The sequence below is a fragment of the Leucobacter sp. cx-328 genome (assembly GCF_014530035.1).
Classification (GTDB): domain Bacteria; phylum Actinomycetota; class Actinomycetes; order Actinomycetales; family Microbacteriaceae; genus Leucobacter.
In genome coordinates this window covers 55,393-66,975 of record NZ_JACVMX010000004.1, presented here as the reverse complement: position 1 = coordinate 66,975, position 11,583 = coordinate 55,393, and the positions used below count along the sequence as shown (strand labels likewise).

The following is an 11,583-nucleotide window of genomic DNA, read 5'->3' as shown; positions in this document are numbered from 1 at the left end:
GAGACGAGTGATTCAGGGCATCGGCGTCGACACAGTCGACATTGCTCGCTTCGAGCAGCAGCTTGACCGGGCGCCGAAACTGAACGCTCGTCTTTTCACTGCGCGCGAGGAGGAGCTAGAACTCGCCTCGCGCGCAGCGCGATTCGCTGCCAAAGAAGCATTGATCAAAGCGCTTGGCGGATCGCATGACCTTTCGTGGCACGACCTTGAAGTGCCACGCATTCCAAAGACGGCCCCGACGTTCACGCGAACGGCGGGGCTCAACCGCGTACTGGCCCAGCGCGGGGCCGACACGGTTCACCTCTCACTGACACACGACGGTGGCATGGCCACCGCATTTGTTGTCTTGGAGGGTGGGCAGCTGCCCACAGTTGAAGACTCGGACGGAGACGACGAATGAGAACAGGCTCGATGCGAGTCGCTGAGATTTCGACGTATGCGATCCGCCACAATGTTGCGCGCATGCGAGAACTCACCGGCGGAAACGTCATCGTTGTGGCGAAGGCAGGTGGCTACGGTCACGGAGCGCTCATTGCGGCCGAAGCTGCAATGGCCGGGGGCGCAGTCATGATCGGAGTTGCTGATCTCGAGGAGGCGCTCGCGCTTCGTGAGCAGGGTTTTGCAGACCCGTTGCTGTGTTGGTTGCACGGCCCGCGAACTGATTTTTTTGCCGGCGTCGACGCCGGAATTGAACTTGGTGTGAATAGCCTGTGCCAGCTCGATGCGATCGCGCAGGCCGCTCGCGACACCGGAAAATTGGCGACGGTACACCTCAAGGTCGATACCGGCCTGAGCCGTAATGGCGTGCAGGAGCAAGACTGGCCTGAAATGTTCGCGCGTGCGGCCGAACTCGAAGCAGCTGGCACTCTGCGAGTGCGCGGAATCTTCAGCCACCTCGCAAACGCGGGTGACGAGAATGATCGCGGCCAGGCGGCATGTTTCGAGCGCGCAATCGCGCTGCTTGCGGAGCACGGGGTAGACCCTGAAATGCAACACCTCGCGGCGAGTGCCGCATCGTTCAGCTCGCCACACCTCCGGTACAACACGGTGCGCGTCGGCGTCGCCGCGTACGGCCTGAGTCCGTTCGCAGACAAGACTTCGGCCCAGTTGGGGCTCGTTCCCGCGATGACGCTGCGGTCAGAGATTGTCGCACTGCGCGGGGTTCCCGCTGGCACCGGGGTCTCGTACGGATACAACCACGTGTGCGAGACCGCGACAACGCTCGCCCTCGTGCCCATGGGCTATGCAGACGGCATGCCGCGCGCGCTCAATGGCGCGGGTGCATGGGTCACCGTTGCGGGGGAACCGCGGCCGATTGTCGGCCGTATCGGCATGGACCAGTTCATTGTCGATGTCGGCCCGCTCGCTGGCCGGTTGTCACTCGGTGATTCGGTGGTGCTGTTCGGTGACCCTGAGCGCGGGCATCCGCCCGTCGAAATCTGGTCGGGCCTCATGCGCACCATCAACTACGAAATCATCGCCGGCATCGGCCCCCGCGTTGTGCGGGTTGCGGTTGATGTCGACACTGCAGGGGGCGAGGCGTGAGCGAACAATTCTCAGAGCGGATCGAAGTCCCCGAACCTGATGACATGCACGAACTCGGTATCAAGCTCGGTCGCGTGTTGCGGGCGGGAGATCTCGTGCTGCTCACCGGCCCGCTCGGCGCAGGGAAGACGACACTGACACGTGGCATCGGTGAGGGCCTTGGGGTGCGGGGTCCGGTGCAGAGCCCGACCTTTGTGATCGCGCGCACTCACCCGTCGCTCGTTGGCGGCGCACCGCTCGTGCACGTTGATGCGTATCGTCTTGGCGATGCGGCAGAGATTGAAGATCTTGACCTTGACTTTGATGGTTCGGTCGTCGTTGCCGAGTGGGGTGCGGCGCTCGCTGGTGAGCGAGAATCGTGGCTCGACATCGTGATTGAACGCCCGATCGGTGGTGCGTCCGATGGGAGTACGCCGGGCGCAGGCGCGGCCGTACTCGGGTCCGTCGATGACGATGACGAAGACGAGGACGAGGACGATCTCGTCGAGGCACGAACCATTACGATCACCGGGCATGGCCCGCGCTGGGCAGAGGGAGCAATCGCATGAGCGCGCTGGAAATCGCGGGAGTCGAGCGGAACGAAGTGTCACAGTCTGAGCCGCAGGATGGCGCGGTGCTGGCGATCGACACCGCCCTCGGCACGAGCGTCGCGCTCAGCACCGGTGACGGACGGATAGTCGAGTTGACGAGTGAAGATCCGCGTGGCCACATTGAGCGGATCGGCGAGCTCATCGCCGCCGTCTTTGCGGATGCCGGGGTCTCGCCCGAGCAGGTCACCGCCGTCGTCATGGGCGTCGGCCCCGGCCCGTTCACCGGTCTTCGTGTTGGCATGGCGGCCGCCCAGGCCTTCGCTGTCGGCCGCGGTGTCCCACTGCTGCCGCTCTGCAGCCATGATGCTGTCGCGCTTGCCGCGCTTGACGGCGCTGGAGCTCAGGCTGGCGTTCGCGTGGTGCAAGACGCAAAGCGTCGCGAGCTCTTCATTACCGAGTACAGCGGCCTTGACTGGGCGGGAGTGCCAGAGCGGAGCGCTGATCCGCACCTTATCGCCCGCGCAGATCTCGTGTCGCAGCAGAACGATGTCGTCCCCGCCGTGGTGCCCGCGCGCGCGCTCATTCAGCTCGCGGCCCGCAAGCTCGCTGGCGGTGGCACGTTTGAGACTGAGCGTGCGATGTATCTCCGTGCGCCTGACGTGAAGGAGCCATCGGCGCCGAAGCGGGTCGTTGCGTGACCGAGGCGCTCGCAACACCGAGGGAGCTGACGCTGCGCGTGGCAACCGTCGCCGATCTGCCAGGCATCATGCGCATCGAGCATGCAACGTTTGCGGGGGAGACCTGGAGCGAGAGCGCGATGCGTGACGAACTCGAGTCAGAGTATCGGCACTACCTCGCGCTCGTCGACGACGCACAGACCGTCTACGGCTATGGCGGCCTCCTCGCGGTCGGTCCCGACGGCGATATTCAGACCATCGCTGTTGACGCATCAGCTCGCGGTACCGGGCAGGGGCGGCGGATCATGGCCGAACTGCTCGCAGAAGCCACCAGGCGCGGTGTTGAGCGAATCTTCCTTGAGGTGCGGGGCGACAACTCCGTCGCCCAGAAACTATACGAATCACTCGGCTTCGAGCAGATCGGGGTGCGCCCCGGGTACTACCAGCCGGGCAATGTAGACGCGATCGTGATGCGTCTGGAAATGACAGGAAAATGAGCGTGGAGAGCGTAGCAAACGTGGCAGAGCCCGTCGTCCTTGGCATCGAAACGAGCTGTGACGAGACCGGCGTTGGCATCGTGCGCGGGCGCACCCTGCTCGCAAACGCGATTGCCTCGTCGATGGATGAGCACGCGCGATTCGGTGGCGTCGTGCCTGAGGTTGCGGCTCGCGCTCATCTCGAATCGATGACGCCGACGATCGAGCAGGCGCTCACCGAGGCGGGCCTCACCCTCGATGAGGTGGACGCGATTGCGGTGACTGCTGGCCCTGGCCTCGCTGGCGCGCTCATGGTGGGCATCTCGGCGGCCAAAGCGCTGTCGGTTGCGACTGGCAAGCCGCTGTACGGTGTCAACCACCTCGTGGGCCACGTTGGTGCCGATCTCTTGCAGGGCGAAGGTCTCCGCGGCGTAGTCGGCATGGAGGGCAAAATTGGCGAGCTTGAGCTTCCGACGATTGCGCTGCTCGTGTCTGGCGGGCATACGTCACTGTTGCTCGTGCGCGACCTGGTCGGCGATGTCGAGCTGCTCGGCGAGACGATCGATGACGCGGCAGGCGAGGCGTTCGACAAGGTGGCACGTGTGCTCGGCTTGCCGTACCCCGGCGGCCCGCAGATCGACCGTGTAGCAGCTGAGGGGGATCCGAACGCGATCCGCTTTCCCCGCGGACTCACTAAGAAGAAGGATCTCGAGCGCCATCGCTTTGACTTCTCATTCTCTGGTCTGAAGACTTCGGTTGCGCGCTGGGTTGAGCAGCAAGCAGATGCGGGAGTTGAGGTGCCCGTCGCTGACGTTGCAGCGAGCTTCCGCGAGGCAGTCGCCGATGTGTTGCTCACAAAGGCGCTTGACGCGTGCAAGGAGTATGGCGTGCCGAGGTTGCTCCTCGGCGGTGGCGTTGTCGCAAACGCGCGGGTTCGCGAGCTTGCAGCGGAGCGATGCGCAGCGACCGGCATTGAGCTGCGTGTTCCGCCGCTTTCGCTTTGCACTGACAACGGCGCGATGATCGCGTCACTTGGCGCGCAGCTAGTGATGGCGGGCCACGCACCTTCGGAGTTGAAATTCAGCGCCGATTCGACGCTGCCAGTTACGGAAATTCGCGTTTCGTAACTCGAGCTGTGACGCGACGACGCGCTGAAGGTGGTGAAATCATTGTCACGGGTGTCGCAAGGGTTGTACCAATCTAAAACATTTGGTACTTATAGGATTTAGTGTCCCGAATATCTGAAAAATCGGCGAGATCTTGCGGTGGATACCTGTGGTTTCAGATTTTTCAGGGGAGAATCGAAATGAATTCGAATCTGAGTTCGGCTGCGGATTCTATTCCTAACGACCATTAGGCGTCAAATTTCATCCTCGCGGGGTGGCTAACATGGGTGGCATGACACGTGGGCGACCCAGGGACCAGGAGCTCACTGAGCGTGCACTGCTTGCTGCGCGCGACGTGATGCTTGAAGAAGGATTCGAAGCACTGAGCTTCGATCGAGTTGCTGATGCTGCACAGACCAGCCGCAGTGCAATCTATCGTCGGTGGGAGAGCAAAATTGAGCTCGCCTACGATGTGCTCGAGTTCTACACGGACTTTGAACCCATGGAAATCACTGGCAACCTCATTGAAGACCTCGTGACCTACACGATGCGGAACGCGCCCCCGCGTGAGATCGGTGACACCGCACGGCTGTCTATCTGGGCGCTCATCGTGAGCCCGGATGTGCTCGAGCTGTACATCGCACGCATCGGCGCGGGTCGGCGCAAGCAGGGTCTGCAGATCGTGAATGGCGCAGTAGAGCGCGGCGAGCTTCCCGTTGGCACCGACGCGAACCTTTTGCTTGATCTGCTGATCGGTCTGCCGATCCTGTCAACGGTCCTGCGAGACACCATCACGCCAGAGCCACGCGTGCGCGCTGCCGTACTTGCACTGACGAGTTCACCGCCGATGTGTGCTGAACCGGCCGCTTCGTAAAGTTACACTCACCGACTGCGTATCTCTAGCGCACCCGCTCTGCAAGGAGCGCAACGTGGCGGTCTGCCACGCGCGTAAGAATGATCGTCGCAGACTGGGATCCGCGCAATTTCAATCGCTTCCGCATGCTTGCCGGGTCGACATCGACACCGCGTTTCTTGATCTCGAGTGTGCCGATGTCGCGCGCGGCGAGTTCCTTGCGGAGCTGCTTCTCACCGGCTGGGAGCTCTTCGAGCACGCGGAATGCTGTGGCGAACGGTGTCGGTACGAGTGCATCACCCGTGAGGTACGCGATGCCTTCGCGCACCATGCCGGCATGTAGCTGGGTCGTAAGCGTTCCTATCAGGCGAGCGCGGATCACCGCACCGTCTGGCTCGTAGACAAATTGGCCGAGTTCGCGCACCTCGGCATCAGCCGCATCCTCGGCGCCGGTAAGTTCATGCACCTCGTTGCGCTGAATGATGGTTGCAGCGCGGCGGATGCCTGGCCGCGCTGCCGCGCCGAACCAGACGCCCGTCTCAACGAGCGCGCCTTCGACAGACACCCATTGAGCCTCCGCATCGTCAGGGAGCAGCTCGCGGGGGAGACCCGGGCCGAGCTTCACGCCGCCCGCGATTGCGGATCGTGCCGCCTCAAAAGCAAAGTCGAGCGAGGGGGAATAGTCATCGGGCGATACTCGACGCGTATCGCGGTGTCCGGCCGTGCGGCGAGCCGGGTCGAGAAACACGGCGTCAATGCCAGCGAGGTCGGAGCTTTCAGCATCAGCCTCGGTGACGGTTGCTGATCCGCACCCGGGTTCCGCGGCAACCACGGCCAGATTATGGCGGGCGTAGGCCGCCGTGAGCGGGTCAATTTCCACCGCCCGCACGTCAAGTCCAGCACGCAAGAATGAAACCGACTCGGCGCCGAGACCGCAGCCCAGGTCTGCGACGGTTGTGCAGCCTGCCGCAGCGAAGCGTGCCGCATGCAGATCGCTCACGATGGCACGGCTCGCTTGTTCGAGGCCTGCCCGAGTGAAGAGCAACTCTGACGCAACTGGGCCGAACTTGCCGGCGGCCTTCGCACGCAAGTCAGTCTGGGTGAGTGCCGCGGCAATCATGCTCGGTTCGATGTTGTCCTTGCGCAGGCGCTGACCAATGGCGTCGAGCGAGCTGCCGGCCGAGTGTGCAGTTGCGATGCGAGCGAGCAGATTGAGACCCGCAGGTTCAGCCAGTTCGTGCCAGCCGGGGGCAGATGTGGTCGTGTGTGACATGGCATCTCTTTCGGTCAGTGCTGCGCGTGCATGAATGCGGATCCTCGATTCTATCGAGGGGGTGTCGTTCGCTGTCCGCGATCCGCGCTCTGAATCATTGGCACTCGTCTTGCGAGAGTGCCAATTCGGCCCGTAGACTCATTACCAGGCGAGCTCCTTCCGGGGCGCGCAGCGTACTAACCACGCTTCCATTGGAGAAAGAGGTCAACCGTGTCGGTTGCTATCAAGCCGCTCGAGGATCGTATCGTCATCAAGCAGGTCGAGGCAGAGCAGACCACTGCGTCGGGTCTTGTCATCCCTGACAGCGCAAAGGAAAAGCCCCTTGAGGGTGAGGTCGTGGCAGTTGGCCCCGGTCGTGTTTCTGACGCTGGCACCCGCCTCCCCATGGACGTCGCAGTAGGCGACAAGGTCATCTACGCGAAGTTCGGCGGCACCGAGATCAAGGTTGGTCTCGAGAGCTACCTCGTGCTCAACTCGCGCGACATTCTCGCGATCATCGAGCGCTAAGCACACTCGCGCTAAAAGGCGGGGCAGTCCGGAGTGGGACTGCCCCGCCTTTTGTATGTTTTCCACCACACCTGCACACTCAGAGCCTCTATAGACTGGTGCAGTGAATGAGACGCGCCGAGGAATAGCATATGGAATCGGCGCATACCTGTTGTGGGGAGCCTTCCCCCTGTACTTCACGCTCATCTCGGTGGTTTCACCGCTCGAGATTGTGTCGTGGCGCGTATTATCTACGCTCCTGGTGTGCGCTGTGTTGGTCACGATTGCCCGTAAGTGGCAAGAGTTTGCGCGGATCTTCAAAACACCAAAACTTCTCGGCATGTACACGCTGTCGGCACTGTTGCTGTATGCGAACTGGCAGATTTTCGTCATCGGCGTCGTAACTGGTCACGTGCTTGAGACGTCACTCGGTTACTTCATTAACCCCATACTCACGGTGTTGTTTGGCGTGATTTTTTGGCGAGAGAAGCTCACCAGACTGCAATGGGCAGCAATCACCATCGCGCTTGTGGGTGTTGTTGTGTCGGCAATCGCCTACGGCAAATTCCCCTGGATCTCGCTCGGACTTGCGCTGTCGTTCGGACTCTACGGCGTCGTACATCAGCGCATTGAATCGGTCGATGGTATTACCGGGCTCGCTGCTGAGTCGGTCATCTCGGCGCCCATCGGTATCGTGCAGGGCATCATTCTCGCGATGACCGTTGGCCTGAACGTCTTCTCGCATGGCGCCGGTATGTTTGCACTCGTGCTGATCAGTGGTGTCTTTACTGCTGCACCGCTCATTCTCTTCGGCGAATCTACACGGAGGCTGCCGCTTACCTACGTCGGCTTCCTGCAATTTATTACGCCGATTATTGGCTTCCTATACGGCTATTTGGTGCTGCACGAATCTGTGTCGCTCGGACGCTGGATTGGCTTTATCGGCGTCTGGATTGCGCTTGTTCTCCTGGTCACGGACATGATTCGCAAAGCCAGAAGGACGCCCTTGGCGGACGCCCAGCCGAGCACAGGCCAGAGTCGTTTAGACTGATACAGGTGAGGAGTGCATATTAGCCTCCTAAATCGGCCCGAGTCTTGGCCACAATTGAGAGAGGTTCTATGGAACAGCGTGACCCCTTCGCGTTCACCGGTCTCACCTACGACGATGTGCTGCTCCTGCCTGCGCACACCGACGTGATTCCGAGTGAGGCTGACACTGGTACCCAGCTCACCCGTCGCATTCGCCTGAACATTCCGCTCATTTCGGCGGCAATGGACACCGTTACCGAGACCCGTATGGCTGTTGCCATGGCTCGTAATGGCGGCCTCGGCATCCTGCACCGCAACCTGTCTATTCAGGATCAGGCAGAGATGGTTGACCGCGTAAAGCGCAGCGAAGCTGGCATGATCACCAACCCGGTGACGACCACGGTAGACGCAACTGTTGCCGAGGTTGACGCGATCTGCGGCGAGTACCGCGTATCGGGTCTCCCCGTTGTTGACGCAGCAGGCATCCTGCTCGGCATCATCACGAACCGTGACATGCGTTTCATCGATGTAAAGGATCGTGCACAGGTTCGCGTCGGTGACGCAATGACCCGCATGCCCCTTATCACCGCTCCCGCTGGCATCGCCCGTGAGGCCGCTGCGGAGATCTTCCGTCAGCACAAGATCGAGAAGCTCCCCCTCGTTGATGCGAACGGCAAGCTCACCGGACTCATCACGGTCAAGGACTTCGATAAGGAAGAGCAGTACCCGCTCGCAACCAAGGACGACGCTGGTCGTCTTCGTGTTGGCGCTGCTGTTGGCTTCTTCGGCGATGCGTGGCAGCGTGCTGGTCAGCTCGTTGACGCAGGCGTCGATGTCATCGTTGTTGACACCGCAAACGGTGACAGCAAGGGTGTGCTCGACATCATCGCAAAGATCAAGGCCGACCCCGCATTCGCCGGCGTTGACGTCATCGGCGGCAACGTCGCGACCTACGCAGGCGCAAAGGCCCTTGCCGAGGCAGGCGCAGACGCGATCAAGGTTGGCGTTGGCCCCGGCTCGATCTGCACCACGCGCGTGATCGCTGGTGTTGGCGTTCCCCAGGTCACCGCAGTCTACGAGGCTGCGAAGGCTGCAACGCCCATGGGCGTTCCCGTGATCGCAGACGGCGGTCTGCAGTACTCTGGCGACATCGCGAAGGCACTTGTTGCTGGTGCATCGGCTGTCATGATGGGCTCGCTCCTGGCGGGCACCGACGAGAGCCCCGGCGACCTCGTGTTCATCGGCGGCAAGCAGTACAAGGGCTACCGCGGTATGGGCTCGCTTGGCGCGCTGCAGACCCGTGGCGAGCGTACCTCGTACTCGAAGGACCGCTACTTCCAGGCAGACGTTCCCAGCGATGAGAAGCTCATCCCTGAGGGCATCGAGGGCCAGGTGCCCTACCGCGGCCCGGTTGGCGCAGTTGCACACCAGATGACCGGCGGCCTTCGCCAGTCGATGTTCTACGTTGGTGCACGCACGATTGACGAGCTCAAGGAGCGCGGCCAGTTCGTTCGTATCACTGCAGCGGGTCTCAAGGAATCGCACCCGCACGACATCCAGATGGTTGTCGAAGCACCGAACTACAAGTAGTAATACTTCACCGGCGCTGCGGCGCGGAAAGAAAGAGTGATCGTGAGTAACGAGATCGAGATCGGCCGGGGCAAGCGGGCCCGTCGCGTGTACACCTTCGACGAAATCGGCGTTGTGCCGACCCGTCGTACGCGCGACCCAGAGCTCGTGTCGACCGCATGGTCGATCGACGCATTCCAGTTCGAGATTCCCGTACTCGGCGCCCCTATGGACTCGGTAATGTCGCCCGCAACGGCGATTGAGCTGGGCCGACTGGGTGGCCTCGGCGTACTGAACCTTGAGGGCCTCTGGACGCGTCACGAGAACCCCGAGCCCCTGCTCGAGGAGATCGCACGCATTGATGACGAGACTGAGGCAGTGCATCGCATGCGCGAGCTCTACTCGGCTCCTATCAAGCCCGAGCTGATCCGTGACCGCCTCGCTGAGATCCGTGATGCGGGTGTCACCGTGGCTGGCGCTCTTTCGCCGCACCGCACCGCCGAGTTCGCTGACACCGTCGTGAAGTCGGGCGTCGATATGTTCGTGATCCGTGGCAACACGGTCTCGGCAGAACACGTTTCGGTTGCAGGCCGCGAGCCGCTCAACCTCAAGGAATTCATCTACGAGCTCGACGTGCCCGTCATCGTCGGTGGCGTTGCGACCTACCAGTCGGCCCTGCACCTCATGCGTACCGGTGCAGCTGGCGTTCTCGTCGGCTTCGGTGGTGGCGCATCGTCGACCACCCGCGCAACTCTTGGCGTTCGCGCACCGATGGCAAGCGCAATCGCTGACGTAGCTGGTGCACGCACTGACTACCTCGACGAGTCGGGTGGACGCTACGTCCACGTCATCGCTGATGGTGGCCTCGGCACCTCCGGCGACCTTGTCAAGGCAATCGCATGTGGCGCAGACGCAGTCATGCTCGGTGGCGCACTTGCCCGCGCAACTGACGCACCGGGCCGCGGCCGTCACTGGGGTCAGGAAGCTCACCACGAGGACCTGCCCCGTGGTAAGCGCATCTCGGTTGAGCAGATTGCACCGTTCTCAGAGATCATCAACGGCCCGGCACACGGTGCCGACGGGCACTCGAACCTCATTGGCGCATTGCGCCGTTCGATGGCAACCACGGGCTACTCCGACGTCAAGGAGTTCCAGCGCGTCGGTGTCGTCTACGCAGAGCGCTAAACAGTGCCTCGCAAAACACCTGAATACCTCGGTGAGCCTACGCTCGGGCAGGTGATGCGGCGTCCCCAGTGGATCCTCGCTCTCCTGCTCGTGATGGTTATCGCCGCGACATTCGCGTGGCTCGGTCGGTGGCAGCTTGGAAGTGCGATCCGCATGGACATCTCGGATCTCGCAGATACTGAGACTGTCACGTCGCTGACCGAGCTTGCGAAGCCCGGTGGCGGGCTGAATGAGCTCGCAGCTGGCTCGGTAGTTGAGATCGATGGCACGCTCGTGCCTGGCGATTTCAACGTTGTCGAGCAGCGTCAGAACGGTGGCGTCGAAGGCTCTTGGGTCGTTGGCCGGTTCGCAACCGAGGACCCAGCGAGCAATATCTCGGCCGCCATCGGCTGGGCGCCCACTGCATCTGACGCAGAACAAGCAATTGAACTGCTGAACGCGCAGGTAGATCCGTCACAGGTCTTCGCGCTCGAGGGGCGCATGATGCCGGCAGAGGCGCCCGCGCGTCCCGGTTCTGACGCCGATCCGAACACCATGACCTCGATGGTTCCCGCTCACCTCATTAACACGTGGAGTGAACTGACGGAGCCGGTGTATGCCGGCTACATGGTGCTGCACCCAGACGCTGATATTGCGCCGCTGCTCGATGCAGCGGGGCTCGATGCGATCGATTCGGTACCGCCCTCGGAACCGGAGCAGGTCAACTGGCTGAACCTCTTCTACGCAGTCGAATGGGTGGTGTTTGGCGGATTTGCAGTCTTCTTCTGGTTCCGCCTCACTCGTGATGCATGGGAGAAAGAACACGAACTCAAGGCGCTCGCTGAAAAAGCAGCCGCCGACGCCGAATAGAATGG

Annotated in this window: 13 protein-coding genes; 12 read left to right on the top strand and 1 reads right to left on the bottom strand. The window is 61.9% G+C overall.

All coding sequences use genetic code 11. The features are described from left to right. Positions 1-7: 7 nt before the first annotated feature. From ICL81_RS07050 to ICL81_RS07020, 7 genes are all read left to right on the top strand, one after another. The gene (locus ICL81_RS07050; protein ID WP_188034224.1) at positions 8-400 is read left to right on the top strand and encodes a holo-ACP synthase; all 393 of its coding nucleotides are present in this window, start codon (positions 8-10) and stop codon (positions 398-400) included. Continuing rightward, a complete protein-coding gene (alr, locus tag ICL81_RS07045) occupies positions 397-1,545 on the top strand; it encodes an alanine racemase (protein WP_251381913.1) in 1,149 nt (382 codons plus the stop codon). The genes ICL81_RS07050 and alr overlap by 4 nt, the downstream gene beginning before the upstream one ends. A 44-nt stretch (positions 1,546-1,589) precedes the next feature. Then, entirely contained in the window at positions 1,590-2,093 is a 504-nt protein-coding gene (gene tsaE / locus ICL81_RS07040; RefSeq protein ID WP_188034335.1) for a tRNA (adenosine(37)-N6)-threonylcarbamoyltransferase complex ATPase subunit type 1 TsaE, read from the top strand. After that, positions 2,090-2,773, top strand: a complete 684-nt coding sequence (tsaB, locus tag ICL81_RS07035; RefSeq protein WP_188034223.1) for a tRNA (adenosine(37)-N6)-threonylcarbamoyltransferase complex dimerization subunit type 1 TsaB — start codon at positions 2,090-2,092, stop codon at positions 2,771-2,773. Before tsaE ends, tsaB begins: the two co-directional genes overlap by 4 nt. Next, the gene (rimI, locus tag ICL81_RS07030; protein ID WP_353055457.1) at positions 2,770-3,249 is read left to right on the top strand and encodes a ribosomal protein S18-alanine N-acetyltransferase; all 480 of its coding nucleotides are present in this window, start codon (positions 2,770-2,772) and stop codon (positions 3,247-3,249) included. Before tsaB ends, rimI begins: the two co-directional genes overlap by 4 nt. Positions 3,250-3,251: 2 nt before the next feature. Then, complete coding sequence (gene tsaD, locus ICL81_RS07025; protein WP_353055456.1) at positions 3,252-4,355, top strand: tRNA (adenosine(37)-N6)-threonylcarbamoyltransferase complex transferase subunit TsaD; 1,104 nt, start codon at positions 3,252-3,254, stop codon at positions 4,353-4,355. Between the two features lie 271 nt (positions 4,356-4,626). Then, positions 4,627-5,208 carry a TetR/AcrR family transcriptional regulator gene (locus tag ICL81_RS07020; RefSeq protein ID WP_188034221.1) on the top strand — a complete coding sequence of 194 codons (582 nt, stop codon included), beginning with the start codon at positions 4,627-4,629 and terminating at the stop codon, positions 5,206-5,208. Positions 5,209-5,233: 25 nt separating this feature from the next. Here ICL81_RS07020 and ICL81_RS07015 read toward each other — a convergent pair whose 3' ends face one another. After that, positions 5,234-6,460, bottom strand: coding sequence for a class I SAM-dependent methyltransferase (locus ICL81_RS07015; protein WP_188034220.1), 1,227 nt, complete (start codon positions 6,458-6,460; stop codon positions 5,234-5,236). A 210-nt stretch (positions 6,461-6,670) separates the two neighbouring features. Between ICL81_RS07015 and groES the strand changes: the two genes are divergently transcribed. The 5 genes from groES (at position 6,671) to ICL81_RS06990 (ending at position 11,578) form a co-directional block, all read left to right on the top strand. Then, positions 6,671-6,967, top strand: coding sequence for a co-chaperone GroES (groES, locus tag ICL81_RS07010; RefSeq protein ID WP_188023809.1), 297 nt, complete (start codon positions 6,671-6,673; stop codon positions 6,965-6,967). A gap of 103 nt (positions 6,968-7,070) precedes the next feature. Then, complete coding sequence (gene rarD, locus ICL81_RS07005) at positions 7,071-7,997, top strand: EamA family transporter RarD (protein WP_188034219.1); 927 nt, start codon at positions 7,071-7,073, stop codon at positions 7,995-7,997. 68 nt (positions 7,998-8,065) lie between these two features. Then, a complete protein-coding gene (gene guaB, locus ICL81_RS07000; RefSeq protein ID WP_188034218.1) occupies positions 8,066-9,565 on the top strand; it encodes an IMP dehydrogenase in 1,500 nt (499 codons plus the stop codon). 42 nt (positions 9,566-9,607) lie between these two features. Next, positions 9,608-10,729, top strand: a complete 1,122-nt coding sequence (locus tag ICL81_RS06995; protein WP_188034217.1) for a GuaB3 family IMP dehydrogenase-related protein — start codon at positions 9,608-9,610, stop codon at positions 10,727-10,729. Between the two features lie 54 nt (positions 10,730-10,783). Beyond that, positions 10,784-11,578, top strand: coding sequence for an SURF1 family cytochrome oxidase biogenesis protein (locus ICL81_RS06990; RefSeq protein WP_188034216.1), 795 nt, complete (start codon positions 10,784-10,786; stop codon positions 11,576-11,578). Positions 11,579-11,583 lie beyond the last annotated feature (5 nt).

What these genes read in the sequence shown, in the direction of transcription:
- alr (WP_251381913.1), top strand. Translation starts at nt 397, where the DNA reads ATGAGAACAGGCTCGATGCGAGTCGCTGAGATTTCGACGTATGCGATC.
- ICL81_RS07020 (WP_188034221.1), top strand. Translation starts at nt 4,627, where the DNA reads ATGACACGTGGGCGACCCAGGGACCAGGAGCTCACTGAGCGTGCACTG.
- ICL81_RS07015 (WP_188034220.1), bottom strand. Translation starts at nt 6,460, where the DNA reads ATGTCACACACGACCACATCTGCCCCCGGCTGGCACGAACTGGCTGAA.
- tsaB (WP_188034223.1), top strand. Translation starts at nt 2,090, where the DNA reads ATGAGCGCGCTGGAAATCGCGGGAGTCGAGCGGAACGAAGTGTCACAG.
- tsaE (WP_188034335.1), top strand. Translation starts at nt 1,590, where the DNA reads ATGCACGAACTCGGTATCAAGCTCGGTCGCGTGTTGCGGGCGGGAGAT.
- ICL81_RS06990 (WP_188034216.1), top strand. Translation starts at nt 10,784, where the DNA reads ATGCGGCGTCCCCAGTGGATCCTCGCTCTCCTGCTCGTGATGGTTATC.
- guaB (WP_188034218.1), top strand. Translation starts at nt 8,066, where the DNA reads ATGGAACAGCGTGACCCCTTCGCGTTCACCGGTCTCACCTACGACGAT.